Annotated in this window: 30 protein-coding genes; 13 read left to right on the top strand and 17 right to left on the bottom strand. The window is 71.9% G+C overall.

Annotation, left to right across the window (positions count from 1 at the left end; all coding sequences use genetic code 11):
* Positions 1-82 precede the first annotated feature (82 nt).
* Together JJV70_RS11315 and JJV70_RS11310 are read right to left on the bottom strand one after the other, a co-directional pair.
* Entirely contained in the window at positions 83-766 is a 684-nt protein-coding gene (locus JJV70_RS11315) for a phosphoribosylanthranilate isomerase (protein WP_219047713.1), read from the bottom strand.
* 147 nt (positions 767-913) lie between these two features.
* A complete protein-coding gene (locus JJV70_RS11310) occupies positions 914-1,540 on the bottom strand; it encodes a nitroreductase family protein (RefSeq protein WP_308294777.1) in 627 nt (208 codons plus the stop codon).
* A 103-nt stretch (positions 1,541-1,643) separates the two neighbouring features.
* Between JJV70_RS11310 and JJV70_RS11305 the strand changes: the two genes are divergently transcribed.
* The gene (locus JJV70_RS11305; RefSeq protein ID WP_308294776.1) at positions 1,644-2,159 is read left to right on the top strand and encodes a MarR family transcriptional regulator; all 516 of its coding nucleotides are present in this window, start codon (positions 1,644-1,646) and stop codon (positions 2,157-2,159) included.
* Between the two features lie 126 nt (positions 2,160-2,285).
* Here the strand turns inward: JJV70_RS11305 and mqnP are convergent, their stop codons facing one another.
* Both mqnP and JJV70_RS11295 read right to left on the bottom strand, forming a co-directional pair.
* The gene (gene mqnP, locus JJV70_RS11300) at positions 2,286-3,206 is read right to left on the bottom strand and encodes a menaquinone biosynthesis prenyltransferase MqnP (protein WP_219047710.1); all 921 of its coding nucleotides are present in this window, start codon (positions 3,204-3,206) and stop codon (positions 2,286-2,288) included.
* Entirely contained in the window at positions 3,203-4,648 is a 1,446-nt protein-coding gene (locus JJV70_RS11295; protein ID WP_219047709.1) for a menaquinone biosynthesis decarboxylase, read from the bottom strand. The genes mqnP and JJV70_RS11295 overlap by 4 nt, the downstream gene beginning before the upstream one ends.
* A gap of 137 nt (positions 4,649-4,785) precedes the next feature.
* Here JJV70_RS11295 and JJV70_RS11290 point away from each other — a divergent pair, with 137 nt between their 5' ends.
* Positions 4,786-5,157: a PLD nuclease N-terminal domain-containing protein gene (locus tag JJV70_RS11290; protein ID WP_219047708.1), complete on the top strand. Its 372-nt coding sequence runs from the start codon at positions 4,786-4,788 to the stop codon at positions 5,155-5,157.
* Positions 5,158-5,214: 57 nt separating this feature from the next.
* On the opposite strand, the gene tgmC is transcribed toward JJV70_RS11290, so the two are convergent.
* The 3 genes from tgmC to JJV70_RS11275 form a co-directional block, all read right to left on the bottom strand.
* Positions 5,215-6,357, bottom strand: a complete 1,143-nt coding sequence (tgmC, locus tag JJV70_RS11285; RefSeq protein ID WP_219047707.1) for an ATP-grasp peptide maturase system methyltransferase — start codon at positions 6,355-6,357, stop codon at positions 5,215-5,217.
* Positions 6,358-6,467: 110 nt separating this feature from the next.
* A complete protein-coding gene (locus JJV70_RS11280; protein ID WP_219047706.1) occupies positions 6,468-7,076 on the bottom strand; it encodes a hypothetical protein in 609 nt (202 codons plus the stop codon).
* Complete coding sequence (locus JJV70_RS11275) at positions 7,073-7,297, bottom strand: hypothetical protein (protein ID WP_219047705.1); 225 nt, start codon at positions 7,295-7,297, stop codon at positions 7,073-7,075. Before JJV70_RS11275 ends, JJV70_RS11280 begins: the two co-directional genes overlap by 4 nt.
* A 125-nt stretch (positions 7,298-7,422) precedes the next feature.
* Here JJV70_RS11275 and JJV70_RS11270 point away from each other — a divergent pair, with 125 nt between their 5' ends.
* Both JJV70_RS11270 and JJV70_RS11265 read left to right on the top strand, forming a co-directional pair.
* Positions 7,423-8,325: a helix-turn-helix transcriptional regulator gene (locus tag JJV70_RS11270; protein WP_219047704.1), complete on the top strand. Its 903-nt coding sequence runs from the start codon at positions 7,423-7,425 to the stop codon at positions 8,323-8,325.
* Positions 8,258-8,467, top strand: coding sequence for a DUF397 domain-containing protein (locus JJV70_RS11265; RefSeq protein WP_219047703.1), 210 nt, complete (start codon positions 8,258-8,260; stop codon positions 8,465-8,467). The genes JJV70_RS11270 and JJV70_RS11265 overlap by 68 nt, the downstream gene beginning before the upstream one ends.
* Here the strand turns inward: JJV70_RS11265 and JJV70_RS11260 are convergent.
* Positions 8,464-9,849: an MFS transporter gene (locus JJV70_RS11260; RefSeq protein WP_257573772.1), complete on the bottom strand. Its 1,386-nt coding sequence runs from the start codon at positions 9,847-9,849 to the stop codon at positions 8,464-8,466. The two genes, JJV70_RS11265 and JJV70_RS11260, sit on opposite strands and share 4 nt — an antisense overlap.
* A gap of 80 nt (positions 9,850-9,929) precedes the next feature.
* Here JJV70_RS11260 and JJV70_RS11255 point away from each other — a divergent pair, with 80 nt between their 5' ends.
* The 5 genes from JJV70_RS11255 (at position 9,930) to JJV70_RS11235 (ending at position 13,376) form a co-directional block, all read left to right on the top strand.
* Positions 9,930-10,850, top strand: a complete 921-nt coding sequence (locus JJV70_RS11255) for a LysR family transcriptional regulator (RefSeq protein ID WP_219047748.1) — start codon at positions 9,930-9,932, stop codon at positions 10,848-10,850.
* Positions 10,851-11,011: 161 nt separating this feature from the next.
* Positions 11,012-12,238: a hypothetical protein gene (locus tag JJV70_RS11250; RefSeq protein WP_219047702.1), complete on the top strand. Its 1,227-nt coding sequence runs from the start codon at positions 11,012-11,014 to the stop codon at positions 12,236-12,238.
* Positions 12,235-12,435, top strand: coding sequence for a hypothetical protein (locus JJV70_RS11245; RefSeq protein ID WP_219047701.1), 201 nt, complete (start codon positions 12,235-12,237; stop codon positions 12,433-12,435). Before JJV70_RS11250 ends, JJV70_RS11245 begins: the two co-directional genes overlap by 4 nt.
* Before the next feature lie 249 nt (positions 12,436-12,684).
* Complete coding sequence (locus JJV70_RS11240; RefSeq protein ID WP_219047700.1) at positions 12,685-13,053, top strand: type II toxin-antitoxin system RelE/ParE family toxin; 369 nt, start codon at positions 12,685-12,687, stop codon at positions 13,051-13,053.
* Entirely contained in the window at positions 13,053-13,376 is a 324-nt protein-coding gene (locus JJV70_RS11235; protein ID WP_219047699.1) for a helix-turn-helix domain-containing protein, read from the top strand. The genes JJV70_RS11240 and JJV70_RS11235 overlap by 1 nt, the downstream gene beginning before the upstream one ends.
* 10 nt (positions 13,377-13,386) lie before the next feature.
* On the opposite strand, the gene ccsB is transcribed toward JJV70_RS11235, so the two are convergent.
* From ccsB to hemL, 6 genes are all read right to left on the bottom strand, one after another.
* Positions 13,387-14,490 (bottom strand): c-type cytochrome biogenesis protein CcsB, encoded by a 1,104-nt coding sequence (gene ccsB, locus JJV70_RS11230; RefSeq protein WP_219047698.1) that lies wholly within the window; start codon positions 14,488-14,490, stop codon positions 13,387-13,389.
* Positions 14,487-16,412 carry a cytochrome c biogenesis protein ResB gene (locus JJV70_RS11225; protein ID WP_219047697.1) on the bottom strand — a complete coding sequence of 642 codons (1,926 nt, stop codon included), beginning with the start codon at positions 16,410-16,412 and terminating at the stop codon, positions 14,487-14,489. The genes ccsB and JJV70_RS11225 overlap by 4 nt, the downstream gene beginning before the upstream one ends.
* Before the next feature lie 3 nt (positions 16,413-16,415).
* Positions 16,416-17,216 (bottom strand): cytochrome c biogenesis CcdA family protein, encoded by an 801-nt coding sequence (locus tag JJV70_RS11220; protein ID WP_219047696.1) that lies wholly within the window; start codon positions 17,214-17,216, stop codon positions 16,416-16,418.
* 13 nt (positions 17,217-17,229) lie between these two features.
* A complete protein-coding gene (locus JJV70_RS11215; protein ID WP_219047695.1) occupies positions 17,230-17,844 on the bottom strand; it encodes a TlpA disulfide reductase family protein in 615 nt (204 codons plus the stop codon).
* Between the two features lie 257 nt (positions 17,845-18,101).
* On the bottom strand, positions 18,102-18,785 hold the full coding sequence (locus tag JJV70_RS11210; RefSeq protein ID WP_219047694.1) for a histidine phosphatase family protein: 684 nt from the start codon (positions 18,783-18,785) through the stop codon (positions 18,102-18,104).
* Entirely contained in the window at positions 18,782-20,101 is a 1,320-nt protein-coding gene (hemL, locus tag JJV70_RS11205; RefSeq protein WP_219047693.1) for a glutamate-1-semialdehyde 2,1-aminomutase, read from the bottom strand. The genes JJV70_RS11210 and hemL overlap by 4 nt, the downstream gene beginning before the upstream one ends.
* Positions 20,102-20,219: 118 nt before the next feature.
* Here hemL and JJV70_RS11200 point away from each other — a divergent pair, with 118 nt between their 5' ends.
* Both JJV70_RS11200 and JJV70_RS11195 read left to right on the top strand, forming a co-directional pair.
* Positions 20,220-20,768 (top strand): hypothetical protein, encoded by a 549-nt coding sequence (locus tag JJV70_RS11200; protein ID WP_257573771.1) that lies wholly within the window; start codon positions 20,220-20,222, stop codon positions 20,766-20,768.
* A 31-nt stretch (positions 20,769-20,799) separates the two neighbouring features.
* Positions 20,800-21,141, top strand: a complete 342-nt coding sequence (locus JJV70_RS11195; RefSeq protein WP_219047691.1) for a hypothetical protein — start codon at positions 20,800-20,802, stop codon at positions 21,139-21,141.
* Positions 21,142-21,150: 9 nt separating this feature from the next.
* On the opposite strand, the gene JJV70_RS11190 is transcribed toward JJV70_RS11195, so the two are convergent.
* The 3 genes from JJV70_RS11190 to JJV70_RS11180 form a co-directional block, all read right to left on the bottom strand.
* A complete protein-coding gene (locus JJV70_RS11190) occupies positions 21,151-21,528 on the bottom strand; it encodes a hypothetical protein (protein ID WP_219047690.1) in 378 nt (125 codons plus the stop codon).
* A gap of 211 nt (positions 21,529-21,739) precedes the next feature.
* Positions 21,740-22,336: a sigma-70 family RNA polymerase sigma factor gene (locus JJV70_RS11185; RefSeq protein WP_219047689.1), complete on the bottom strand. Its 597-nt coding sequence runs from the start codon at positions 22,334-22,336 to the stop codon at positions 21,740-21,742.
* A 150-nt stretch (positions 22,337-22,486) separates the two neighbouring features.
* On the bottom strand, positions 22,487-23,257 hold the full coding sequence (locus tag JJV70_RS11180; protein WP_219047688.1) for a hypothetical protein: 771 nt from the start codon (positions 23,255-23,257) through the stop codon (positions 22,487-22,489).
* 151 nt (positions 23,258-23,408) lie between these two features.
* Between JJV70_RS11180 and JJV70_RS11175 the strand changes: the two genes are divergently transcribed.
* Together JJV70_RS11175 and JJV70_RS11170 are read left to right on the top strand one after the other, a co-directional pair.
* Positions 23,409-24,662, top strand: a complete 1,254-nt coding sequence (locus tag JJV70_RS11175; RefSeq protein WP_308294775.1) for an MFS transporter — start codon at positions 23,409-23,411, stop codon at positions 24,660-24,662.
* The gene (locus JJV70_RS11170) at positions 24,659-25,717 is read left to right on the top strand and encodes a sugar ABC transporter permease (protein ID WP_219047687.1); all 1,059 of its coding nucleotides are present in this window, start codon (positions 24,659-24,661) and stop codon (positions 25,715-25,717) included. The genes JJV70_RS11175 and JJV70_RS11170 overlap by 4 nt, the downstream gene beginning before the upstream one ends.
* The last annotated feature ends 1 nt before the right edge of the window (position 25,718 follow it).

The following is a 25,718-nucleotide window of genomic DNA, read 5'->3' as shown; positions in this document are numbered from 1 at the left end:
GCATGGGAGTTCCGCCCCGACAGGGGCGTATAAGGAGCGGGCGGCCGGGCAGGTGCGGGCACCGACCGCCTCGTCCGGCTGATCAGCCGATCTCTTCGAAGGCCCGGCGGGCTTCAGCGATGAACTTCGCTACCTTGTCGCGGTCCTTACGTCCGCCCGGGCCTTCCAGGCCGGTGTGAGCGTCCACGGCAGCGGGCCGTACGGCACGGATGGCGTCACCAACGTTGTTCGGGTTCAGGCCACCCGCCATCATGAGAGGCTTGGGGGAACGCCGGACCAACTCGGCGGAGACGTCCCAGTCGTGGGTCAGGCCTGTCGCGCCCTTGGCCCCTGTCTTCGGGTCGAACGTGTCGGTGATGTACATATCGACATACGGATGAGTCTCGTCGACGAGCTTCAGCAGTTCCCCGGCGTTTCCCTGCTTGACCACAAGCGACTTCAGGACGAACAGGTCGGAACGGATCTCCTGGAGTCGGCGGAGCTGTTCGGTGGCGACGTCACCGTGCAATTGAACGGCAGCGACACCGAGCTCGCTGCAGAAGTCACTGATTTCCTGCGCGTCGGTCAGGTAACTGATGAGGACGCCCGCATGCGGGGGCTCTAGACCCTTGATGATCGTGGCGGCGTCCTGCTCGGCGATGTCGTCCTTGCCAGATGGCAGACGCAGAGCGAACCCGAGCCAGTCGGCACCCTCGCCGATGACCATGTCAGCCTCGTCACCGTCGATGATGCCGGCGACCTGCACGAGATGATGCACAGCGGTCATGTGATGACCTTCCCCCTCTTATGAAAGCCGACAACCGGGCTTACGCCGGCCGGTTCTCGGTTTGATTGAACGACGAGCTTGTTGCAGCAGGTGGTGGAATCCACCCCTCGGTCCCCCCGGACCGCCGTCGGATCTGCTCCGACTGCCTCAGCCTCCGTAAGTCTCGCTGAAGCAGGTTAGTGCACGGTCCCGACGGCCCGGGTGGAGCCGGGTTTCGGCGGGATAGCCCAAGGGCATCAGCAGGGCGACGTGCACGTCATCGCGTTCGTCGACGCCGATGGCCTTCTTGACCTCATCTTCGTCCCAGCCGTTCATAGGGCTGGTGGCCAGACCCGCCGCCTGGGCGGCGATCATCAGGAACGAAGCCGCGATCATCGCGTCCTTGACGGCGTACTCCCGCTCCAGGCCGCGTCTGGCCGGAGCTTCGTGAAACTGCCGGATCATCGCGGGCGTGGCTTCGGCGAACGCTGAGGACCATGCGCCCTGATCACGGGCTGCTGACCAGATATCACCCCGGTCCTCGCGCCAGGCACCGGACTCAGCGACGAAGACCAGCATGACCGGTGCTTCCTGCGGATGAGGCTGCCCGCCGGTGGCCCGGGCAAGGGCCTCGCGCCCCTCCTGCTCGGTCACGACCACGACGGCTCGGGCCTGGAGGTTGAAGCTGGACGGAGCCTCCAGAGCCAGGTCGGTCAGTTCGCGCAGCAGCGGTGCCGGGACCGGGTCGGGCCGGTAGTGACGGACACTCCGACGTGCACGAATGACCCGTGCCACCGTGGAATGATCTACTTCCGGAGCCACTCTCGAACCTTTCGACATCGAACCTTCTGACATCGAGAAGATAAGGGATACCGTGGAAGCCTGTCAACGTTCTGCCGTGGAACAACGAAAGCGAGGTGACGGCATGCGCGACTCCGTGGACGAGTTCCTCGGTCAGTGGGCCGCCCTGCGCACTGATCTGGACCTCGACGCCATGGGCACCGTCGGGCGCCTCATGCGTCTCTCCCGGTTCGTCGGCTCCGGCCTCAAGGACTACTTCGCCGAACACGGCATGGAGACCTGGGAATTCGATGTCCTCGCGACCCTGCGGCGCACCGACCGACCGTTGACTGCTAAGGAGCTGGCGGCCAGCGTCATGATCGGCTCCGCGGCCCTGACGAACCGCGTGGACCGCCTCGTCGCCCGCGAGTTCGTGAGACGCGAGGCCGTACCCGGCAACCGTCGCAGCCTGCACATCGTCCTCACCGAGGCCGGCCGCGACCAGGTTGACGCGGTGATCGAAGGCCACGTGCAGAACCAGCGCAAGCTGTTGTCCGGGCTCGACCAGGAGAGCCATCGCGAGCTCGACCACCTCCTGCGCACGCTGCTGCTGTCGCTGGGTGACACGCCGTAGTCGGGGGGAGGCGTCACCCACCACCGGTGCCTACCGCGAGCCTGCCGGATGGGTGCGGCTCGGCCACGGGCTCCGTGGCGGGTGCGGCGGAGGACCAGCCCGGCGTACGTCGCGGCGGGACCCGCCTCACCCCCTCAGGCCGCGTACCGCCAGGTCGGCCAGGGCGCAGGTGAACAGGGCGATGCCGATGAAGCCGTTGACGGTGAAGAACGCGCGGTTCAGGCGGGAGAGGTCGTCCGGCCCAACGAGGCTGTGCTCGTAGACGAAGGCGGCGGCGACGATCGCCAGGCCCGCCCAGAAGAACCCGCCCGCGTCCGTGGCCAGCGCGTACCAGGCCAGCAGGCCGAGGGTGACGGCGTGGCTGGCGCGCGCGGCGTACAGGGCGGCGGCGACGCCGAAGCGGGCGGGCACCGATTTCACGCCGTGCGCCCGGTCGGCGGCCACGTCCTGGCAGGCGAAGATCAGGTCGAAGCCGCCGATCCAGACGCCGACGGCCAGGCCCAGGATCACCGCGTCCCAGGACCAGGCCCCGGTGACGGCCAGCCAGGCACCCACCGGCCCGATCGCCTGCGCCAGCCCGAGGATGGCGTGCGGGACGTTCGTGAAGCGTTTGCCGTACGGGTAGACCACCATCGGCACGACCGCCAGCGGCGCCAGCACCAGGCACAGCGGGTTGAGCAGCGCGGCCGAGGCGAGGAAGACGGCCAGGGCGACGGCCGCGCCCGTCCACGCCGTGCGCACCGACACCGCGCCGGTGACCAGCTCGCGCTGGGCGGTGCGCGGGTTGCGGGCGTCGATCTCGCGGTCGATGATCCGGTTGGCCGCCATCGCGAACGTGCGCAGCGACACCATCGCCACGGTGACCAGCACCAGCGTCCACCACCGCACCGAGCCGCCGTGCAGGAACATCGCCGTCAGCGTGGCGATGTAGGCGAAGGGCAGCGCGAAGACGGAGTGCTCGATCAGCACCAGGCGCAGAAAGGCCCGCACCCTGCCGGGGGGCTGCGGGCTGCCCGGGGACGGCGTGACCTCGGCCTCGGTGCTCACAGCCCGTACTCCCGCCAGCGCCGGTCCACCATGACGGCGGTGTCCGGGTCGGAGACGACCATCTCCGGCCAGCCGCGCGTGTAGCCCTCCTCCGGCCCCTTCCGGGTCGCGTCGATGCCCGCCTTGCCGCCCCAGAACTGCTGGTAGGAGGCGTGGTCGAGGTGATCGACGGGGCCTTCGACGACGGACAGGTCGCGGGCGTAGTCGGTGTTGCCCAGCGCGCGCCAGGCGACCTCGTGCAGGTCGTGCACGTCGCAGTCGGAGTCCACCACCACGATCAGCTTCGTCAGCGACATCATGTGCGCGCCCCACACCGCGTGCATCACCTTCTGCGCGTGCTTGGGGTACTTCTTGTCGATCGACAGGATCGCGCAGTTGTGGAAGCCGCCCGCCTCGGGCAGGTGGTAGTCCACGATGTCCGGGATGATGATCTTCAGCAGGGGCAGGAAGAACCGCTCGGTAGCGCGGCCCAGCGGCCCGTCCTCGGTCGGCGGCCGTCCGACGACGATGGACTGCAGCAGCGGACGCCTGCGCATCGTCACGCAGTCGATCGTCAGCGCGGGGAAGTCCTCCTGCGGCGTGTAGAAGCCGGTGTGGTCGCCGAAGGGGCCCTCCGGCAGCATCTTCCCCGGCTCCAGCCAGCCCTCGATGACGACCTCGGCCTGCGCGGGCACCTGGAGCGGCACCGTCTTGCAGTCCACCATCTCCACCCGCTTGCCCTGGAGGAACCCGGCGAACAGGTACTCGTCGATGTCGCCGGGCAGCGGCGCGGTGGAGGCGTAGGTGACGGCGGGCGGACAGCCGAAGGCGATCGCGACCGGCAGCCGCTCCCCGCGCCGCGCGGCGACCTGGTAGTGGTTGCGGCTGTCCTTGTGGATCTGCCAGTGCATGCCGATCGTGCGCCGGTCGTGCCGCTGGAGCCGGTACAGGCCGAGGTTGCGGACGCCGGTCTCCGGGTCCTTCGTGTGGGTGAGGCCCAGGTTGAAGAAGCTGCCGCCGTCCTGGGGCCAGGTGAACAGGGCAGGCAGCGCGTCCAGGTCCACCTCGTCGCCGGTGAGCACGACGTCCTGCACGGGCGCGTCCTTCACCTTCTTCGGCGGGACGTGCGTCATGCCCGCGAGCTTGCCGAACGCCTCCCGGAAACCGACGAACCCCTGCGGCAGCTCCGGCTTCAGCAGGCCGCCGATACGCTGGCTGATCTCGTCGTAATCGCGCAGCCCCAGCGACTTCAGCAAGCGCCGGTCGGTGCCGTAGACGTTCATGGCCAGCGGCATCGCCGACCCCTTGACGTTCTCGAACAGCAGCGCCGGGCCCCCGGCCTTGTTGACCCGGTCGGTGATCTCACCGACCTCCAGGTAGGGGTCCACCTCGGCCGTGATCCGCTTCAGGTCGCCGTCGCGCTCCAGCGCCCGCAGCAGCGAGCGGAGATCGTCGTATGCCATACGTGCCAGTATCCGGTACGCCCGCTTCCGGCTTCGGCGGGGCTCCGCTTCGGGCGCGGCCCGGGGCGCCGCTGCGGCCGGGGTTTACGCTGGCGGTACCGCCATCCCGTTCTCGCACGCACCTGGGGGCTGACCGCATGCTGAGGTATCTGCCGTTCCTGCTGATCCTGGCCGTGTGGCTCTACGCCTTCATCGACGTGCTGAACACCCGCGAGGACGAGGTGCGCAAGCTGCCGAAACTGGCGTGGGTCTTCATCGTCCTGCTGTTCGGCCAGGTGCTGGTGGGGCCGATCGCCTGGTTCATCGCCGGACGCCCGCGCCGCAACGCGCCCTACGGCGCCGTCCGCGCCGACGAGCGCCGCTGGGTCGCCCCGGACGACAACCCGAACTTCCTGAAGTCCCTCGGCGGCCAGGACCAGCGCCCCGCCGACGCCGACGAGCCCCCGCCCGCCTCCGGTGACCGCGACCCCCGCGACACGGGTCCAGACGACCCGCCGAAGAGCCGCTGACGGCCCCGGGCCGTCGGCCGCCCCACGCCCGCGCCCCTTGGCCGGGGCTGCTGGGGGTCAGATCGGCAGGTCCCAGCCGGGACCGTCCTCGGTACCGAGCCACACCCGCTGACCGGCGGCCGAGACCGTGATGCCGAATTCCTCCTGGTGGGGTTCGCCAGCGGCCTGCCAACGCCGCACCGCCCGCTCGACCCGATCCCATAGGCGCACAGGCCCGCGCTGCACGACGTTCCACCCCCCGCCCGCGTCTGGCGCCGTCCGGGCCTGCGAACCGGTGGACACGTCCCAGAGGATCTGCTCCGCTCCTGCCCCCATGCGCTCGGCCGAGGGTGCCGCGAGCTGTGCGACCCAGCCACCGGTCCAGTCGTCGAGCTTGGCGGGATCGATCTGGCTCGGGCGCTCCTCGCCGGGCAGCAGGGCCAGGGACGGGCGGGGCGGGCGGTCGTGTGGTCGGGCGATCATGAAGCTGGTGTACCCGGGCAGGAACCGGCCCATGGCCTGCCCGGGGCCGGTGACATCGAGCAGCGCGAGGGCGCTGGCGTAGCCCCATCCGGACAGGGTGACCAGAATCTTTCCGCCCGGCCTGACCTGGTGCAGCCACGGGAGCGGGAGGTACCGGACCGAACAGGTGGCGATGAGTCGGTCATACGGTCCACCGTCCGGGTCGCCGCGCAGGCCGTCACCGATGATCAGCCGGGGCGCGAAACCGGCCATCTTGAGCGCGGCGGCCGCAGCACCGCCCACCACCGGGTCGTACTCGATGCTGGTGAGGTTGGCGTCCCCGAGACGATGCGCGCCGAGGGCGGTCGAGTAGCCCGTGCCCGTGCCGATCTCCAGCACCCGGTGTCCGGTTTTGGCCCCGAGCTGCTGCCACATACGCAACACCAGCGACGGCAGGGTGGACGAGGACGAGGGGGAGCCGGGCACGGCTCCCCCGGCCACATCGTCGGGCCTGGTCCGGCCGTCGAGTTGTGTGATCAGCGTTTCGTCGGAGTAGACCCCCTCCAGCCATCCGGGCTCGCCCTCACGGACGGGGCGGTAGGTAGTCGGAACGCTGCCCGCCACGGCCCGGAAGTAGGACCCCGTGAACAACTCGCGGGGCACCGCCCTGGCCGCGCTGCTCCACTCGGGTTTCGTGAGGGTGCCGTCCTCCGTGAGGCTGGCCGCGAGTGCGGCGCGGAGCTGAGTCGCCTTGTTCACCTTGTTTCCTTCGAGGTTGCCCCGGTCTTCAGGCGCACCGGGGTCGCCTGTGCGCGTAGCTCAGCGAGACGGTTTTGGTACAGCGGGCCGACCGCGGCGCACCCCTGGCCTCACTCGGGGTGGCCTGCGCGGTCAGGTGATGGGACGCGGCCTTGAGGTGAGCCGCCCACGCGATCACGTGCTGCTGCGCGGTTCATGGGCGCTCCTGGTGGTCTCAGCGGATGCGGCCGCTGTGGCGAGGGTAGCGATGCTGTCCGTCTCCCTGGGGTCGCAGTGCCCAACCGACGGGACGGGCCGTCCGGTACCCCCTTGGTGAGGGGGTAGGCGGAGATGACGTACTGGGTCGCGTCGTCGGCCGCGTGGACGGATATGGGGGTGCCCGTGCGGAGCCGGGTGAGGGCGGCGGCCTGGGCGGACGCGTCGTCGGCCCAACGGCGCAGCAGCGCGCCCGGGTTCGGGCCGTCGCCGACGACTTCGCGCAGGCATGCGGCGGGAAGTGGGCCACAGGCTCCGGGCAGCGGGTCGAGTGCGTTCGCGATGAGCAGCGCCCGGCCGCGCATCCACCGCACCGCGAGGCGCGGGTCACGCTCGCGCACCTCGCCGAGCGGCCACGCGGCACTCCGGTCGGCGGCAACGGCGGTCGCCTCACACCGGTAACCGCTGACCACGACGCCGTTGGGCGGGCCGACGCCGCCGGGGCCGACGCTGCCGACGGTCACCGCGTGCGGCTCTCGCGGTTGGCGATGCGCACGCGCTCGCTGATCAGCTCACGGTCGGTGGGCCTGCGGACGTGCCCGGGGTCGGCCGTCCACTCGCGTCCCCCGCCGATCGGCCGCAACCACAACTCGCCGTCCACGTTGGCCTGGTAGACCCCAACCCGCTCCTGCCGCGTGTCGAACACCGTGTCCCCCACGGCGGGTACTTCTGCCTGCTCGGTCATGACGTGCGCTTCCCTTCGCTTTCCCCTGGCTCGCGCTCTGTGGCGAACTGGTTACAGCGTGGGGGAGTGAGGCGTAACGTGGTAGCCGTCACAGCTCTACAAACGATCTGTACGAGGAGCGCCACGTGGCGGCAAAAGTGATTAGCTTCTACGGCAGTTACGACGATCCGGCGGACGAATTCCCACCCGAGCCCTATCAGGTCGAGCTGCGGCTGCGGCGGGAGAGAGCCAACCTGACGCAAGAGGAACTGGCGAAGCTGGTGTGTCGCAGCCCTTCACTGATCAGCCACTGGGAGTCAGGCCGCCGCAAGCCGACCCTTGAGGACGCGAGGCTACTCGATCAAGTGCTCAACACCGGCGGTGTTTTCGAACGCTTCCTGGAACGCGACCCGTACGCAGGCCACTTCGACCGCGCCGCCCACGCCGAACGCAAGGCGATCCGCATCGAGGAGTACACCCCGGTGTACATGCCGGGCCTTCTGCAAACCGAGGCGTACGCCCGTGCGCTGTTCCGGACGAACCACGAATACCAGACGCCGGAGGAACTTGACCGCCGCGTTGTCAACAGGTTGCGCAGGGCACGCATCCTCACTGAATCCCGCGTGACCGTGTCGTTCATCGTGGCTGAGGCGGTCCTGCGCTACTGGGTGGGCGGCCCCACCGTCATGGCCGATCAGATCGACCACGCGATCGGTTTGGTGAAGCAAGAGCGCGTCAAGGTGCAGGTTGTGCCGTTCTCCGAAGGTGCACACGGAGTGATGGGCAGTCTGGTGAGTCTCATGTACTTCGACGACGGACCGCCCGTTGCATACGCGGAGGCCGTCAACACCGGCCACCTCATGTGCGATTCCGAAATGGTGGAGCAGCACCGGGCTATGTACGATCAAACGCGAGGTGCCGCACTGTCGCTCGGACGGTCCCTGCACCTGATGGAGACAGTGGCCAAGGAGTACAGGAGCTATGGACACATCGCACTTCGACCTGAGCCAGGCACCTTGGCGCAAGTCCAGCTACAGCCCAAACAATGACAGCGCCTGCGTCGAGGTAGCCGACGGCTACATCGGCGTCGTGCCCGTCCGGGACAGCAAGAACCCCGGCGGTCCCACGCTCGTCGTCGGGAACGACGCCTGGCACGCGTTCGTCGGCTACGCCACGGCCCACCACGGCTAAGCACCGGAGGGGAGCTTCGGGGCGCGGGGGCCGAGGCGTTCGGCTAGCCATAGCAGGGTGGACGCGGCGGCCAGCGTCGCGCCCAGGGTGCACGCGCCGCGCCATCCGGCGTGGACCCACACCACCGACGCGAGGGCCGAGCCCGCCGCGCCTCCGACGAAGTAGCCCGTCATGAAGGCCGAGTTGATGCGGTTGCGGGCCTCGGGGCGCAGCGCGTAGAGGATGGTCTGGCTGCTGTTGAGTACCGCCTGTTGCGCCACGTTCAGGGCGACGATGCCCACCACCAGCCACCCCAGTGAGCCCGCGCCGGGCAGCAGCGTGAGCCAGGCGGCGACGAGAAGGACGAGGGCCACGCCCGTGACCTGGTGTACGGAGCCGGTGTCCCCCAGGCGGCCCGCGAGTTTCATGGTGAGGACGCCCACCACTCCGACGAGGCCGAACAGTCCGATCGTGGCCTCGGACCACGCGTAGCCGGGGCCGGCGAGGACGAACGTCACGGCGGTCAGCTGCACGCTGTAGGAGGCCATGGAGCAGGCGCCCACCGCCGTCCGCCAGCGCAGCAGCCGCTCTTGGCGCAGCAGGGTGAACGTCGAGCGCAGCAGGGCGGGGTAGCCGAGCGCGGCCGTGGGGCGCAGCCGGGGCAGGTGGCGGTGCAGCAGGGCCGCCATGCCCGCCATGAGGACGGCGTTGACCCAGTACACCGTCTGCCAGCCGCCGAGTTCGGCCAGGCCCCCGGCGGCGGTGCGCGCGAGGAGGCCGCCCAGGAGGAGGCCGGACATGACGGTGGCGACGACCCGGCCCCGGTCGGCGGGGGTGGCGAGCGCGGCCGCGTGCGCGACGACCACTTGCGCGCCGACGGAGGTGAGGGCGGTGAGCACGGTGCCCGCCAGCAGCAGGGCGCCGGAGGTGGCCAGCGCCGTCAGCGCGAGGAAACCAGCGGTGGCGCTGAACAGGGTCACCGCCAGGCGGCGGCGGTCCAGCACGTCGCCGAGCGGGATGAGGGCGAGCAGCCCGAGCGCGTACCCGGCCTGTCCGGCGGTCACGACGAGTCCGGCGACGGCCGTGCTCACGTTCAGTTCGCTGCGGATCAGGTCGAGCAGGGGTTGGGCGAAGTAGTTGCCCGCGCAGGAGAGTCCGGTGGCCACGGCCATGAGCAGCAGCAGTCCCCGCCCGAGCGGGGCGGTGTCCGGCCCGACGGGCGGGACGTCGCTCGGCCGGTCGCCAGCGGGGGCGACGTCGGCGGACGTGTGCCTGGCAGGGGCGACGTCGGCAGGCGCGTGCCCGGCAGGCGTGTCCTCGGGCAGCGGGGCAGGGGCGAGGGCCGCGGGGGCAGGGGCGAGGGCAGGGGCCGGGGGTTCGTCGCGCAGCGCGGGGTCGGTCATGCCTCCCAGGCTGAGGCCGCCCGTATCCATGAGTCCAACACATGCTTGTCATCGCAATGATCGTGATTCACGATCGCTGGATGGAGTTGCAACAGCTGCGCTACGTGGTCGCGGTCGCGGAGACGGGTGGGTTCACCCGGGCGGCCGAGCGCTGTCACGTGGTCCAGTCCGCGCTGAGCCACCAGATCGCCAAGCTGGAACGGGAGTTGGGAGCGCGACTGTTCGAGCGCACCAGTCGGCGCGTGCGGCTGACGGCGGCCGGGGAGGCGGTGTTGCCCGCCGCCCGGCAGGCGCTGGAGGCCGCGGAGCGGGCGCGCGCCGAGGTCGCGGCGGCCCTCGGGCAGATCCGGGGCCGCCTGTCGATCGGCACCATCAGCACGGTCACCGTCGTGGACCTTCCGAGCCTGCTGGGCGTGTACCGCACCGAGCACCCGCAGGTGCGGGTGAGCCTGGTGACCTGGGGCAGCGAGGTGCTGGCCACAGAGGTACGCGAAGGCGCGCTGGACCTGGCGTTCCTCGGGGTGCCACCGGAGTTCGTGGCCAGGGGCGTGGCCAGTCGCACGCTGCTGCGAGATGAGCACGTCGCCGTCGTCGCGCCGGACCATCCACTGGCCGGGGTCGAGGCGGGCACGCCCGTGGGGCTGCGGCGGCTGGCGCAGGAGGTGTTCGTTGACTTTCCCACCGGCACCGCCGCCCGCGACCAGAGCGACGGGGCGTTCACCCGGGCGGGGCTGCGCCGGGAGGTGGCCTGCGAGGTGACCTCGGTGGACACGCTGGCCGCGCTCGTCCGCAACGGCCTGGGCGTCGCCACCCTGCCCGCCGCGTTCGTCCCCCGGCTGGCCGGCGTCCGGGTTCTGGCGCTGCGGGACGCCCCGGTCCGCGAAGAACGCCTGGTGTGGAGCCCTGATCGGCTCTCCCCGGCGGCTGCCGCCTTCCTGCGGACGCTGGTGCCCGACACCATCGCACCGCCCCCGGACGCCACCCCGTCCGAACCCGGCTGACGCGGCGGCCCGCGCCCCGTTGCTCCGCGCAGCCTGCCGGGAACGCGTCATACCCCGGCCGTCAGCACGAAGGGACACTTTTCCCCGAAGGGCTTCCGGAACCGGGTCCCCCGGGATAGACCTCTTCCGCAGTGCACGGACACGCGGCCGAAGGGGAACGCATGGACGGGGTCAGCCGCCGGAAGCTGCTCGCATGGGGTGCCGCCGCGACGGCACTCGGGGCCACCGGCTGCACACGGCAGGCAGACGGCGAAGGGCCGCCCGGCAAGAACGGGGCGACGCCCCCGGAGCCGAGTCCCAGCCCGGCCGTGACGCCGCTCGGGGACGGGTCCACCGCCGACACCGGGCCGCAGCCGAACCAGCCGCCCGCCCCGCGCCCGCTGGAGCCCGGGGAGCGGCCACCGCAGTTCGTCGTGTTCTCGTGGGACGGCGCCGGGGAAGTCGGCAACGGCCTGTTCCCACGGTTCCGGAAGGTCGCGCGCGAGCACGGGGCGGCGATGACGTTCTTCCTGTCCGGGCTGTATCTGCTGCCGGAGAGCAAGCGGAACCTGTACCGGCCGCCGGGCAACCCGCGCGGGGCGTCGGACATCGGGTACCTCAAGGACGCCAACATACGGCTGACGCTGGAGAACCTGCGCGCGGCGTGGCTGGAGGGCCACGAGATCGGCACGCACTTCAACGGCCACTTCTGCGGTGGCAGCGGCTCCGTGGCGCACTGGACGCCCCGGCAGTGGCGCTCGGAGATCGAGCAGGCGTCGGCGTTCGTGACGCGGTGGCGGACGAACACCGGCTTCACCGACGTCGAGCCGCTGCCGTTCGACTACGGCACGGAGCTCATAGGCGCCCGCACGCCCTGCCTGCTGGGACAGGAAAACCTGCTGCCAGCCGCCGCCGAGCTGGGCTGGCGGTACGACGCCAGCTCGCCGGGGGGCCTTCAGGTGTGGCCCGCGAAGAAACAGGGGGTGTGGGATCTGCCGTTGCAGTCCATACCGTTCCCCGGCCGCTCGTTCGAGGTGTTGTCGATGGACTACAACCTCCTCGCCAACCAGTCCGGGAACACCACCCGGGGCCCCGTCGCGGACCGCCCCGGGTGGCGGGAGGAAGCGGTGGGGGCGTTCACCCAGGGCTTCCAGCGGGCGTACGAGACGAACCGGGCCCCGCTGTTCATCGGCAACCACTTCGAGGAGTGGAACGGCGGCATCTACATGGACGCCGTCGAGCAGACCATCCAGCACATCGCCGAGGCGGGACACCGCGACGTGCGCATGGTCTCCTTCCGCCAGCTGTGCGACTGGCTGGACGCCCAGCCCGAGCCCGTGCTGACCAAACTCCGCGCCCTCGGCGTAGGCCAGCAGCCCACGGGTGGGTGGAAGAATTACCTAGCATGAACACGAAACTGGATGAGATCGTCGCGGTGCAGCACGCGCACGGCGCGGTTCTGGCCAGCCATACTCGCATCCTGGAAAAGCTCTCCGAGGACGTTGGCGGGCTGAAGAGCGACGTCAGGGAGCTGAAGACCACTGTTGCCGGGCTGGAGTCCGGGATCGCGGAGATCAAGGCTCTCCTGCAACACCGCGAGCGGTGAGGTCCGGGGCAAAACAGGTGCCCCGGACCTCACCGCCACCGTACCGGCCCCGCACCTTCACGCGGGGGGCCGGTACCCGTTGATACGGGCTGGGCGCCCAGCCCGAGCCCGTGCTGACCCGACTCCGCTCCGGCCAGCAGCCCAACCGCTACGGTCCGCACTTCGTGTCGCGGTTCCAGACTGTGGCCAAGGGGAGGCATAGTCCGCCAAGCTTGCGTTATACCATCAGATGCATATACCGTTGATTGCATGGCGGTGTGGTGGGAGATCGAGATCGAACCCGAGGTACGGGATTGGCTGGAGCTGCTTCCGTTCCGCCTCTACCGCCGGGTCGAGGACAAGACGGACCGTCTGCTGGAGGAGCCGACGTCGCTCGGTGAGCCGTACTCGCGGCACTTGGGCGGCAAGCTTCGTGAGCTGCGCTTCGTGCTGGACGGCGAAGCCGTGCGCATCTCGTACTGGCTCGCTCCCGGGCAGCGAATCGTTCTGCTGACGGTCTTCCGCAAGACAAGGATGCGTGAAACAGCCGAAGTCGAGCGTGCGCACCAGGCCCAGAAGGTCTGCGAGGCGGAGCACGGTCACGCCCGGCACACCTACGAGCGGCGCAAGGAGAGCTGATGAACCACAGCACGTGGAGGACGCGCCGGGCCCGGCAGCTGGCGGGTGAGACGGTGGAGTACGACCAGGAATACGTGGACGCGCGGCTGGCCGGTGACCTCGGGCAGGCGGTCTACGACCGGCGCGTCGAGCTCGGCCTGTCCCAGGCTGAACTGGCCGAACGGGCCGGGATGACGCAGCCTCAGGTGTCCCGGATGGAGGGGGGTGACACCGTGCCGACCCTTCCGCTGCTGCGACGGCTGGCCAAAGCCCTGGACGGCACCCTGAACCTGGCGATCGACGAGGGCGACTCGCGCGTCACCTTCACCCCGCACGCTGCCTGAGGCCGAACCGTCAAACGCCCGAGTAGCTGTGGAGGCCGGTGACGAAGAGGTTGACGCCGTAGTAGTTGAACAGCCAGCAGGCGAAGGCGGCGAGGGCGAGGTAGGCGGCCTTGCGGCCCTTCCAGCCGACGGTGGCGCGGGCGTGGAGGTAGCAGGCGTAGGCGGCCCAGGTGATGAAGGACCACACCTCCTTGGGGTCCCAGCCCCAGTACCGGCCCCACGCCGCCTCGGCCCAGATCGCGCCGGCGACGATGGTGAACGTCCAGAACGGGAAGACGGCGGCGTTGACGCGGTAGGCGAACTTGTCCAGCGAGGCCGCCGACGGCAGGCGTTCGAGCACCGAGGTGGCGAACGTGCCCGGCTGGCCGCCGCGCTCCAGCTTCACCTCGTAGTGGTCGCGGAAGAGGTAGAGCACGGTGGCGACGGCGCCGAGGTAGAACAGCGCGCCGCAGGTGATGGCCAGGGCGACGTGGATGACGAGCCAGGCGGAGTCCAGCGCGGGCGGCAGCTGGTCGCTCTCGGTGTACAGGACGGTCGTCGCCAGGCCCAGGTCCAGCAGGACGGTGGTGACCAGCGGCAGGCCGATCCAGCGCACGTTCTTCTTCGCCACGACGAAGCCCAGGTAGGCACCGACGGCAGCCATGGAGAACGTGGTGGAGAACTCGTACATGTTCGCCCACGGCACGCGCTGCACCGACAGGCCACGGGTGACGACACCGGCGGCGTGGATGACGAACGCCAGCACGGTGAGGGCGAAGGCGACGGTGCCGTAGAGGTCGCCCTGGGCGTCCCCGGCCGCCGCGCCGGGGCCGTCGGGGAGGGCGGTACGGGCGCTGCCGGAGCGGGTGATGACCCGGGGCCGCTCCAGCACGGCGGTGCCGCCCCCCTCCTCCTTGGCCGCCGCAGCCGCGCGGGCCGCCTGCACCTCGGGCGCGACGACGCTGCGGCGGCCGGGGCTGAGCGCGGACGCCGTCTGGGCCACCTTGCTGCGGGAGCCGAAGACCCACTCGGCGATGTGAGCGAGGAAGGCGAGGACGTAGACCGCCATGGCCGAGTAGATCAGCACGGTGCTGAAGTCGGCCAGGGCCTGGTTGTTCGCCGCGGCGAGGTTCACGGTTCGCTCCTAGGGCGCTCTTCGGCGGGCTGGGCGGGGTCGTCGGCCGGGGTGCCGGTGCCGTCCCGGGGCGGGGCGGCGGCGTCCGGGCCGCCGTCCGTGGCGGGGGTCAGCGGGGCCGCGTGGGTGGCCAGGTGGTCGGCGAGGGTGGCCAGTTCCTCCGGGACGCGGGCGGACTCGCTGCGGCCGAGCCCCGCCAGCTCCACCACGGTACGGCCGTCGGCCCCGGCGCGGGCGCGGACCCACACGCGGCGGCGCTGGATGAACAGCGACCCGGCCAGTCCGGCGATGGCCATGAGGGCCCCGGCCAGCGCCCAGCCGCTCGCGGGTTTCTGGGAGACCTGGAAGGACGCCCACACCTCGACGCTGTCGAAGGTCAGCGTGCCCGCGTCGTCCGGCAGCTCCAGCGACTCGCCGGGCTTGAGCGCCTTGCGGAAGATGTCGCCGTTCTCCCCGGTGAACGGCTCCATGTTGGTGTCGTCGAGCTGGTAGACGCTCTGCGGGATGCCGGAGTCCACGCCGAGGTCGCCGTGGTAGGCGGACAGCGAGAGCATGGGGTCCAGCAGGGCGGGGAACGTGGAGTGCGGTCCGCGCTGGTCGTCGATGGCGAACGTGGGCGTGAACAGGCCGACGAAGCCGAGCTGGTCCCGCTCGCCCCCGGCGTCGCGGTAGTCGGTGACCTTCACGACGCCCTGCGAGGTGCGGTTGTCGTCCTGCGGCAGGAACGGCACGGGGCCCCGGTAGGCGATGTTCCCCTGGCCGTCGCGCACGGTGACGGAGGGGGCGTAGCCGTAGTTGAGCAGGTAGACCTTGGAGCCGTCCAGCTCCAGCGGCTCGTTGACCTCGATCGACGCCTGTCGCTCGGGGCCGCCGGGCTGCTCCCAGTAGCTCACGTCGGCCCGGAACTCGCGCGGGGTGCCCTTCTGCGGCCCGGACGGCTCCCAGGAGGCGTGGAACTCCTCCAGGGTGAAGCCGAAGTCGCCGAGGTCGGCGTAGTCGTAGAAGGCGCCGGAGCGGATGTCGTCGTACTGGGTGAGCGTGTTGGCGAACGAGTCGCCCTTGACGACCAGCTTGCCGCCCTCGACGTACCGCAGCTGGCCGACGGCGAAGGCCACCAGCATGACGATGAGCGCCAGGTGGAAGGCGAGGTTGCCCACCTCGCGCAGGTACCCCTTCTCCGCCGCGACAAAGTCCCCGGCGGCGGCCCGCCCCTCGGCCCCGGGACCGCCCGGGCCGCCCGCGCCCGCGACACCCGCGCCCGCGACGCGGAACCGCTTGCCGCGCAGCAGCGTGCGCGCGGCACCCAGCACCTGCTCGGGCGCGGCGTCAGTGTGCCAGGTGGCGTAGGCGGGCATCCGGTCCAGACGGCGCGGCGCACGCGGTGGGCGGGCGCGCAGCTGGCCCACGAACTGCCAGCTGCGCGGGACGATGCAGCCGATGAGCGAGACGAACAGCAGCAGGTAGATCGCCGAGAACCACACCGAGCTGTAGACGTCGAACAGCTGGAGCGCGTCGTAGACGTCGGAGAGGGTGGGGTAGTCGGCCTTGAACCGGGCGACCTTGAACTCGTCCACGCTGTTCTGCGGGATGAGCGATCCGGGCACGGCGCCCAGGGACAGCAGCAGGAGCAGGATCAGCGCGATGCGCATGGAGGTCAGCTGGCGCCAGAACCAGCGGGCCCAGCCGAGGACGCCGATGCCCACGGGGCCGTCGCCGCTCCCGGCGTCCGGGCGCTCCTCGGCGGGCGCGGTCGTCAGCTGCGCCCCGGCCGCCCGCTCGTCGGCGTCCGCCGCCCGCTCATCGGCGTCGGCCCGCGCGTCGGCACCCGCCGAAACCACGTCCGCCGTACCCGCGCCCGCGTCCGCCGCGCCCGCGTCCGTCGTGCCCGTCGCGTCAACGCCGGTGCTGTCCACGTGACCCATGCCTCAGATCCCCACGGTGAAGCCGGACGACCACACCTGTAGCTCGTAAACGATCTCGTTCCAGATCCCCGTGACCAGCAGCACGCCGACGGCCACCAGCATGCCGCCGCCGACCCGCATCACCCACACGTAGTGCCGCTTGACCCGGTCGAAGGCGCCCAGCGCCTTGCGGAAGGCGAGCGCGGCGGCGATGAACGGCAGGCCCAGGCCCAGGCAGAACACCAGCATGAGCAGCGCGCCGCGCCCCGCGCTGGCCTCGTTGTACGCCAGGGAGTTGACGGCCCCGAGCGTCGGCCCGAAGCACGGCGTCCAGCCGAGACCGAACAGCACGCCGAGCACCGGTGCGCCCACCAGGCCGACGGTCGGCTTGCGGTGGATGCGGAACTCGCGCTGCGGCAGCCAGGGCAGCGCGCCCATGAAGGACAGCCCCAGCACGATGACGAGGGCACCCAGCACCCGGGTGATCGGTTCCTGGTACTCGGTGAGGGTGGCGCCGAAGTAGCCGAACAGCGCGCCGGTGGAGACGAAGACGGCGGTGAAGCCGAGCACGAACAGCAGCGCGCCGCCGAGCATGCGCCCGCGCCGCGCCTCGGCCAGGTCCGAGCCGCCGATGCCGGTGACGTAGGACAGGTAGCCGGGGACGAGCGGCAGCACGCACGGGGAGAAGAAGGAGACCAGTCCGGCGAAGAGCGCGATCGGCACCGCGAGCAGCAGCGCTCCGGAGACGACGGTGCTGGTCACGTCGGGCGCGGCGAGGAGTTGGGCCTGCGGGGCGGCGAGGAGCTGGGACGGGGTGGGGGACATGGCGTGGCGGCCGTCACTTCTCCGTGAGGAAGGGCTCGACGATCTCCCGCAGCTCGTCCTCCGACAGCGGTTTCAGCGCGCGGACGGCGATCCGGCCCTCGGCGTCGATCACCAGGGTGGAGGGGATGCCCTTGGGGTTGAGCTGGCCCTTGGGGAACTGGGCGATGAGCTTGCCGCTGGGGTCGTAGAAGCTCGGGTAGGTGATGTCGAAGTTGCGGTCGAACGACTGGGCATTGGCCACGTCGAGGTCGCGGGTGTTGATGCCGAGGAACGTCACGCCCTTCCCGGCGGTCTCCTCGGACACCTCGGCGAAGTGCGGGGCCTCGGCGCGGCAGGGGGCGCACCACGAGCCCCACACGTTCAGCACGACGGCCTCGCCACGGAAGTCCGACAGCCGCAGTTCCTCCCCCTCCAGGTCCTCACCCACCAGGTCGGGGGCCTGCGGCCGCTCCTTCTCCGGGACGGTGGTGATCTGCCCGGTGCCCTGGACGAACTGGGTGTTGTTGCCGGAGGCGACGTCCGTGCCGGAGCCGCAGGCGGTCAGCATGAGCGCCCCGGTCGCGGCAGCGGCCACCAGGGCGGCAGAGCGGCGGGAGGGGCGACGCCGGGGGGCGCGGCGGATGCTCATGTGAAAAGTTTCGCATGCGCGTCCGAGGGATCTTTCGCGCCCCCCTTGTCCCGAACGTCCGCCCTGTTCAGGCCGGTCTTCCCCCGGTTCGCCACAGCTTGCGCCCCGCCGGGGCACGGGCGCCAGCACCGGCCCGGGCACCCGTACCGGCTCGGGCACCCCGCACGCGGACGCCCCCGAGGACACCCGGACCCCGCACGCGGACGCCCCGAGGGCACCCGGACCCCGCGCGAGGGCGCCCCCGTACCGGCTCTCCCTCACCCCTTGCGCGGCGGGCGCCGCCGGGCGGCCCCGGCCCGCAGGTGCGGCGGCACCAGGTCCAGCGCGGGCTCGCTGTAGGAGACGGAGACGATGCTGTCGCCGACGTAGGTGAAGCTGGTCAGCGAGGCGAGCGTGCACTCGCGCTGGCGCGGGTCGTGCCACAGGCGGCGCCGCTCGACGAAGCTGCGCACCGACCAGATCGGCAGCTGGTGGCTGACGCAGACGGCCTCCCGGCCGCGCGCCGCGTCCTTCGCGGCGTCCAGCGCGGCGGACATCCGCACCACCTGCTCGATGTACGGCTCGCCCCACGACGGCTTGAACGGGTTGCGCAGGTGGCGCCAGTTCCCCGGGCGGCGCAGGGCGCCGTCGCCGACGCCGAACGTCTTGCCCTGGAAGGAGTTGCCCGCCTCGATCAGCCGCTCGTCGGTGACGACGTCCAGGCTGTGCCCCTTGGCGACCGGCTGCGCCGTCTCCTGCGCGCGCTCCAGCGGGGAGGCGGCGACGTGCGCGATGTCGTGCCCGGCGAGCGTGTCCGCGACCCGGTCGGCCATCTGCCGCCCCAGCTCGGACAGGTGGTAGCCGGGCAGGCGGCCGTAGAGGATGCCCTCGGGGTTCTCCACCTCGCCGTGCCGCATCAGGTGGACGATGGTGACCGTCTTGTCCCGGTTCGCCTGGCTCATGACGCGACCGCCTGGGCGGCGGCGCGGGCGGCGGCGGGCAGCGCGTCGGCGACGCGCGCGATGGCCTGTTCGTCGTGCGCGGTGGAGACGAACCAGGACTCGAACGCCGACGGCGGCAGATAGACCCCGGCGGCGAGCATCGCGTGGAAGAACGCGGTGTAGCGGAAGGTGTCCTGGGTGCGGGCCCGGTCGTAGTCGGTGACCAGCTCGTCGGTGAAGAACACCGAGAACATGTTCCCCGCGCGCTGCACCTGGTGGGCGACACCCTCCGTGGCCAGCGCCTCGGTGACCAGCCCGCGCAGGGTGGCGGCCGTCTCGTCCAGCCGCGCGTAGGCGGCGTCGTCCAGCTGCCGCAGCTGCGCGACGCCCGCTGCGGTGGCCACCGGGTTTCCGGACAGCGTGCCCGCCTGGTAGACGGGCCCGGCCGGGGCGAGCGCGGCCATCACGTCCGCCCGGCCGCCGAACGCCGCCGCCGGGAAGCCGCCGCCCATGACCTTGCCGAACGTCATCAGGTCCGGGGTGACGCCGTCCACGCCGAACCAGCCGGAGCGGGTGACGCGGAAGCCGGTCATCACCTCGTCGGAGAGGTAGAGCGCGCCGTGGTCCCGGCACAGCCGCGCCAGCCCCGCGTTGAAGCCCTCACCCGGCGGGACGACACCCATGTTGCCCGGGGACGCCTCGGTGATGACGCAGGCGATCTGGTCCGGGTGCGCGGCGAACGCGGCCCGCACCGCCTCCAGGTCGTTGTACGGCAGCACCAGCGTGTCCCCGGTCTGCGCGCCGGTGACGCCCGGGGTGTCGGGCAGCGCGAAGGTGGCGACGCCGGAACCCGCGGCGGCCAGCAGCGCGTCCACGTGACCGTGGTAACAGCCAGCGAACTTGATCACCTTCGCCCGGCCGGTGAAGCCACGGGCGAGCCGGATCGCGGACATCGTGGCCTCGGTGCCCGAGGACACCAGTCGCACCTGCTCCACCGGCGCGACGCGGGCGACGATCTCCTCCGCCAGCTCCACCTCGCCCTCGCCCGGCGTGCCGAACGACGTGCCGCGCTCGGCGGCCTCCCGCACGGCGTCCATGACCGCCGGGTGCCGGTGCCCGAGGATCATCGGGCCCCAGGAGCAGACGAGATCGACGTACTCGCGGCCGTCCACGTCCGTCAGGTACGGACCGGAACCGGAGGCCATGAACCGGGGCGTCCCCCCCACGGCGCCGAAGGCGCGCACCGGGGAGTTCACTCCCCCCGGTGTCACAACCGCCGCACGGTCGAAGAGGGACTGCGATACTGGGGCTTCGTACGGATAGCTCACGCAAGCCATGGTGACAGAGCTTCGCTCGCGTGTGCGGCCGGGCGTTTCACCGGCGGCACGTGGGGGAGGTCTCTGAGACGATGATCGGGTCAGCGCGGCGAGGGGCCGCGCACAGTCGGGTGGTGACATGCAGCGCGGAGGCGGACCTGGCGACGCTGGGGACCTCGAACCGGAACGCGTTCCCCGCGGCCGGCACCGCGGCGAGGCGGCGGAGAGCGAGGGCAGCAGGGGTGGCGGCCGCATGGAGGTGACGTACAAGTACTTCGGCGCGCCGGACGGCGCCACGGCGGCCCGGGTACCCCTGTCGATGCGGCCCGAGGAGCTGGGCGGCGACGAACTGGGCCACGGCATGTTCACGCGGATCAAGCCGGAGACGATGGCCGCGATGGTCCTCACCGGCATCGAGGGCATACCCCTGCACCGCGTCCCCCCGCTCGAACTGGTCGTCCTGCACCCGGACTACGCGGTGGTCAAGCTGCCGATGACGGTCGTTGACCCGCTGCGCGGTGTCGGTGAGGAATCCGTCGGCGCCGCCGCCTTCATCTGGTCCACCGTCCCCGACCGCAGTGGCCCCCGCGACGCCTTCGCCGTCTACCGCCTGCTGCACGAGTGGCAGGACTTCTCCCACCGCCTGCACGAGGCAGGCCACGAGGCGTACTGCCTGGTGTGGCCTTGACCGGTCCGGGGCAGCCGTGGACGCGGTGCGCGTGACCGGCCACCGGCGGGCCGCCGCCGCCCTGCTGACGGTGACCGCGCTGACAGCCACGGGCTGCGCGACGATCCCGCTGGAGACGGCGGCACCGGAGCCGACACGTCAGCCGGTGATCCCGCCCGAGGCGCCGGAGCACGGGGAGTCCGCCGGGGAAGGTGCGCCGACGGTGACCTTGACCGCGCACAGCTTCGACCCCGTGCCCGCCCCGACCGGGCTCGACCTGAACGACCCGTGCCCGACCCCCGAGGGCCACTCCGTGCGGCTGCCCTCCGGCTCGGTGTACGCGTGCCTGGAAGGCGAGTGGGTCCGCGTCACGGAGATCCCGGTTACCCCGTAGCCCGGGTGGCTACAGCAGCCGGAGCCGGACCTCGATCTCGTGCTCGCCGGGCGCGGTGCCGTGGTCCTCGGTGTCGAACGCGGCCGTCAGCACCTTCTTGACCAGCCCCACCGGGTGCGCGGGGCCGTCGAGATCCACCACCACGGGCTCGGGCAGCGCCGCCGGAGCGCTCACCGTGCCGGAGCCGCCGCGCCGGGTATCGACCTCCACCGACCACACCATGTGTCCGCCGCCGTCCGCGCCCTCGGTCATCACCTGTCGGCCCGCGGGCAGCAGCCCGGTGGGGAAGGCGCTCTCCAGGGCACCGAACACCGTGCCCGCCGCCTCCCGGCTACAGCCGCTGACGTGGACGCCGACGTGGAACACGTCCTCAGGCACATCCGTCATGGATCGACCGTACGCCGCGCCCGCCGGAGCCGCGCGGCGAGGCGTCCCCGGCGGGTGGGTGAGGGCGCTCAGTGGCCGCGACGCGCGGTGTGGTGCGCCAGAGGAGGTGGGGGCGGCGCCCCGGAGCCACAGCCGGTCACCGGCCGGGAGTTCCGGCCGGTACCCGTCGCGCGCACGGCGGGCACCGGCCGGAGTGTGCCTGGGCGGACCGTCAGGCCACGGCATGCTCCAGAGGATTCCGGGCGACGGGCTCGCCCCCGGCCCACTCGGCCAGGGCGGACCGGGCACGGGACACCCGGGAGCGCACCGTGCCCACCGGACACCGGCTCATTTCGGCGGCCTCGGCGTACGGCAGCCCCAGGAGCTGGGTCAGGACGAATGCCTCCCGGCGCTCCTCGGGCAGGGAGTCCACCAGCTCCCACAGGGCGACGCCCTCGTCGAAGCCGGGAAGTCCCGTCGGCTGGGCGCGTTCGGCAGCGGCCTCCCAGTCGTCGGTGCGGGCCGTCCGGGGTCGGCACGCGGCGCGGCGCAGGCTGTCGATGACGGCTCGGCGGGCGATGGACAGCAGCCAGACGCGCGCCGAGGAACGCCCCTCGAACCGGGGCAGCGCCGTGAGGGCGCGCAGAAACGTTTCCTGGGTCAGGTCGTCCGCCGCCTGCACGTCGTCGGCGAGGTACGCCACGTAGCGGCGCACGTCGCGTTGCAGCGCCCGGACGAAGCGTTCGACCGCCTCGGGGTCGCCTGCGGCGGCGGCGAGCGCCCAGGCGGTGACCGTCTCGTCGGTCACGGTGGTCAGGGCAGGGGTCATGGTCCCGTTGGTCCTTCCGGAGTCCCGCGCACCCCGACCGGGCACGGCACGGTGCTCGTTGGCGGAGGCACGGGTGAGGGAGATCCCGTCACGCGGTGACGCGGACGGGAGACCGCCGCCGCGCGGAGGGCGGTGGCGGTGATCCGGCTGTCAGGCGACAGCGGTCTCCCCGGGTGGACCCCGGGTGGCGCGGACATGGACGAGCAGGAGCCGCCGCAGCCGCCGGCCCGGACGGGGAGCGGGCCGGAGAGAGGGCGGCGCGGGAGGCGGGCAGAGCACGGCCAGAACCAGCCGCAACGGCACGAACGCGCGGTCCGCGCTGGCGCGGACCGTCGCGAAGAGCGCCCTCTCGCCCTGGGCCAGCCAGAGCCCGCACAGCGCGGCGGCCAGCACGTGGGCGGCCAGCATGCCCCAGGAAGACATACCGGCCAGATGCGTCATGTCATGCAGGCCGCCCGTACCGGCCAGGGAATCCATGCCGTGACCCATCGGCGCCATGCTGTCGGCCTCGTGGGTGCTGGGGTGCTCACGATGGTGCAACCCCGCGGCCGTCGCCACGTCATAGGCGCGGGCAGCCTGCGCGGGGGCCGGGGCCGGACCGCAGAGAAACCGGTCGGCCCACTGCCCCAGGGACCCCGTACCGCCCGGTGCCGCAGCCACCCTGCCGCCGGACTGCGCGAGCGTGAAGGCGAGGTGCAGGCAGGTCTGCACGGCGACGGTCAGACCGGCCACCGCCCGGCGGCACCGTTCGCGAGCCCCGAAGGCCCAGCCGACGGCCCCGACGGCCGAGACGCCGGAGAGGAGCACCCACCAGGGCAGCTCCTCCCCCGACATCAACACGTGCCCGAGAGCGGCGAGTACCACGCAGACGGCCGCGAACACCACGGCCCGGGTCGTGCGGATACCCCTCCCAGCACTCATGGCGACTCATCCTCGCAGTCTCGGCGCCCCGTCAGGAGGGAGTACGCGGAGTTCCCCGGCCAGTGACTCAACCCGCATGAGGTGATCCATGTCACCTCATGCGCCGGAACTTCGGGAGCGTCCCAACCGACTACCCCCAAGGAGGTGCGTCGTGACGACCGGACAGGCAGACCAGGCCGGGCAGACAAACCAGGCGGGGCAGACGGACCAGCCCGGGCCGGGCGGGGTGAGCCCGGCGGCCGGGAGGGGCGCGGCGAGGAGTCTGACCACGCTGCTGACCTGTGCCATGGCCTTCTCGATGATGCAGCTGTTCCTGCTCGGGGCGCTCGGGCCACGGCTCGTGGCGGACTTGGGTGTGTCACCGGCGGTGCTCGGACTGACCACCACGGTCGGGTTCGCCACGGCGGCCGTACTCTCCCCGCTCGGCGGGCGGGTCGTGGACCGGGTGGGGCCACGGCGCTGCCTGGTGGCGCTGCTCGCCGTGGCGGCGGTCGCGCTGGCGCTGATCGGCCTGGCTCCCGGCTCCGGTTTCCTGCTGGCCGCCGTCGCGCTCGGCGGACTGCCCCAGGCGCTGGCCAACCCGGCCACGAACAAGGCGATCCTCGCCGCCGTACCGCCCGCCCGGCGCGGCTCGGTGACCGGAATGAAGCAGTCGGGGGTGCAGTTGGGGGCGTTCGCGGCCGGGCTGCCGCTCGCGGCGCTGGCCGGTCTCACCGGGTGGCGGGGCGCCGTGTGGACCGCTGCGGGCGCCGCCGTGGTGGCCGCCGTCTGGGCGGCCCGCGCCCTGCCCGCCGACCCGCCGCCGAAGTCCACCCCGGCGGTCTGGGTACCGCGCGGGATGGTCGCGTGGCTGATGGTCTTCTCGCTGCTGCTCGGCTGCGGCATCGCTTCGGTCAACACCTATGTGGCGCTGTACGGCACCGAGCGGCTGGGACTCGGTGCCACTGCGGCGGGTGCGCTGGTGGCCGTCCTCGGCGTCTCCGGGATCGTGGGCCGCCTGGGCTGGTCGAAGCTGGCGGGGCGGCCTGACCGGGCGGTCTGGCTGCCGGGTTCGCTGGCGGGGGGAGCGGTGGTGGCGGCCCTGCTGCTGGCGGGCTCGACGTCGGCCATGCCCCTGGTGTGGGTGGGCGCCCTCGCCATCGGGGTGTTCGCCGTGGCGGCCAACGCGGTGTCGATGGTCCTCGTCATGCAGCGCGCGGCAGCGGGCCGGGCCGGACAGGACTCCGCGCTGGTCTCGGCGGGCTTCTTCGCCGGGTTCGCGGTGGGACCCCCGCTGTTCGGGGTGCTGGCCGAGGCGGGCCGGTACCACGGCGGGTGGCTCCTGGTGGCCGGGGAGTTCGCGGGGGCGGCGGTGGTGGCACTGCTGTGGTCCACGCGGGAACGCCGGTCGGCGGTGCGGTCATGAGCGTCCGCGCGGGCCGGGCCGCTCCCCCCGACCAGGATCGGCCAGCGGGGCGCGGGAAACCAGCCGGCGCACCCGGCTGGGCGGACTCGGCGCTCGACGCCGTACTCGCCCGCGTCACCGTCACCCGCGCCGAGGTCGGCGCACGGTTCCCGCTCTACGCGGACCCGGACTCCGGCAGGTGGAAGACCACCGCCCGGGGCTCCTGGACCGGTGGTTTCTGGGCCGGGCTGCTGTGGCTGCTGGCCCGCCACACCGGCCTCCCCCCGGACCGGGAGGCCGCACGGGCGGGTACGTCCCGCCTGGCCGACTGGGCCGGGGCGGACACCTCCACCCGTGGCCTGATCTTCTGGTACGGCACGCTCTTCGCCGATGACGATGACGATACCGAGGACCGCGTCCGCAGCCAGGGCGCGCGGGCCTGCCGGGACGCCTTCGACACGGAACTGGGCCTGGTGCCGTGGGGGTCGGCGTTCGGAGGGCCACGGCGCATGGCCCGGGTGGACGGCGTACCCGGCATGGTGCCGCTGCTGGCCACGGTGGACGCGGAGGCCGCCACCTCGCATCTGCGCCGGCATCTGGACCTGTTCACGAGGACCCGGCCGTTCTCCTGGTCCTGGCTGCACACCGAAGAGGCCGGCTGGACCGCCGGTGCCGACCCGCCACCGGGCTGGAGCCGTGGTCCGGCGTGGCTGCTGCTCGCCCTGGCCGAAGGCGCGTGCCTGCCCGGCGGCGACTCGTTCGCCGCCCTCGCCGACACCGTGACGCCAGCCTCTGGCGTCCCGCTCGCCGACACCGCTCACCCCCACGGCCCCCTCGACACCTCCGCCGCCGCCATCACCGCGCTGGCACTGCTGCGGCTGGGGCGCCGGGACCGGGCCGTCGAGATCCTTGACGTGCTGGTCCACCGGCACCTGACCACCGACGGCCGTCTGCTGGACGGCTGTTACGACCGCACGGCCACCACAGCCGTCCGTCACGAGCTGATCTGGGGCGACTTCTTCCTGGCCTACGCCCTCGCCGAACTCACCGGCCGGGCACCCGGGGGCACCGGTTAGG

This window comes from Streptomyces sp. JJ66, from assembly GCF_019303495.1.
In the GTDB taxonomy this organism is placed as follows: domain Bacteria; phylum Actinomycetota; class Actinomycetes; order Streptomycetales; family Streptomycetaceae; genus Streptomyces.
The sequence above is the reverse complement of the archived record's forward strand: the minus strand, read 5'-3'. Positions and strand labels throughout refer to the sequence as shown.

Coding starts and splice junctions, on each gene's coding strand:
- JJV70_RS11315 (WP_219047713.1), bottom strand. CDS start 766: ATGACCGCTGTGCATCATCTCGTGCAGGTCGCCGGCATCATCGACGGT.
- JJV70_RS11295 (WP_219047709.1), bottom strand. CDS start 4,648: ATGGCATACGACGATCTCCGCTCGCTGCTGCGGGCGCTGGAGCGCGAC.
- JJV70_RS11290 (WP_219047708.1), top strand. CDS start 4,786: ATGCTGAGGTATCTGCCGTTCCTGCTGATCCTGGCCGTGTGGCTCTAC.
- JJV70_RS11275 (WP_219047705.1), bottom strand. CDS start 7,297: ATGACCGAGCAGGCAGAAGTACCCGCCGTGGGGGACACGGTGTTCGAC.
- JJV70_RS11265 (WP_219047703.1), top strand. CDS start 8,258: ATGGACACATCGCACTTCGACCTGAGCCAGGCACCTTGGCGCAAGTCC.
- JJV70_RS11260 (WP_257573772.1), bottom strand. CDS start 9,849: ATGACCGACCCCGCGCTGCGCGACGAACCCCCGGCCCCTGCCCTCGCC.
- JJV70_RS11255 (WP_219047748.1), top strand. CDS start 9,930: ATGGAGTTGCAACAGCTGCGCTACGTGGTCGCGGTCGCGGAGACGGGT.
- JJV70_RS11250 (WP_219047702.1), top strand. CDS start 11,012: ATGGACGGGGTCAGCCGCCGGAAGCTGCTCGCATGGGGTGCCGCCGCG.
- JJV70_RS11245 (WP_219047701.1), top strand. CDS start 12,235: ATGAACACGAAACTGGATGAGATCGTCGCGGTGCAGCACGCGCACGGC.
- JJV70_RS11240 (WP_219047700.1), top strand. CDS start 12,685: ATGGCGGTGTGGTGGGAGATCGAGATCGAACCCGAGGTACGGGATTGG.
- JJV70_RS11235 (WP_219047699.1), top strand. CDS start 13,053: ATGAACCACAGCACGTGGAGGACGCGCCGGGCCCGGCAGCTGGCGGGT.
- JJV70_RS11225 (WP_219047697.1), bottom strand. CDS start 16,412: ATGGGTCACGTGGACAGCACCGGCGTTGACGCGACGGGCACGACGGAC.
- JJV70_RS11220 (WP_219047696.1), bottom strand. CDS start 17,216: ATGTCCCCCACCCCGTCCCAGCTCCTCGCCGCCCCGCAGGCCCAACTC.
- JJV70_RS11215 (WP_219047695.1), bottom strand. CDS start 17,844: ATGAGCATCCGCCGCGCCCCCCGGCGTCGCCCCTCCCGCCGCTCTGCC.
- JJV70_RS11210 (WP_219047694.1), bottom strand. CDS start 18,785: ATGAGCCAGGCGAACCGGGACAAGACGGTCACCATCGTCCACCTGATG.
- hemL (WP_219047693.1), bottom strand. CDS start 20,101: ATGGCTTGCGTGAGCTATCCGTACGAAGCCCCAGTATCGCAGTCCCTC.
- JJV70_RS11200 (WP_257573771.1), top strand. CDS start 20,220: ATGCAGCGCGGAGGCGGACCTGGCGACGCTGGGGACCTCGAACCGGAA.
- JJV70_RS11190 (WP_219047690.1), bottom strand. CDS start 21,528: ATGACGGATGTGCCTGAGGACGTGTTCCACGTCGGCGTCCACGTCAGC.
- JJV70_RS11185 (WP_219047689.1), bottom strand. CDS start 22,336: ATGACCCCTGCCCTGACCACCGTGACCGACGAGACGGTCACCGCCTGG.
- JJV70_RS11180 (WP_219047688.1), bottom strand. CDS start 23,257: ATGAGTGCTGGGAGGGGTATCCGCACGACCCGGGCCGTGGTGTTCGCG.
- JJV70_RS11170 (WP_219047687.1), top strand. CDS start 24,659: ATGAGCGTCCGCGCGGGCCGGGCCGCTCCCCCCGACCAGGATCGGCCA.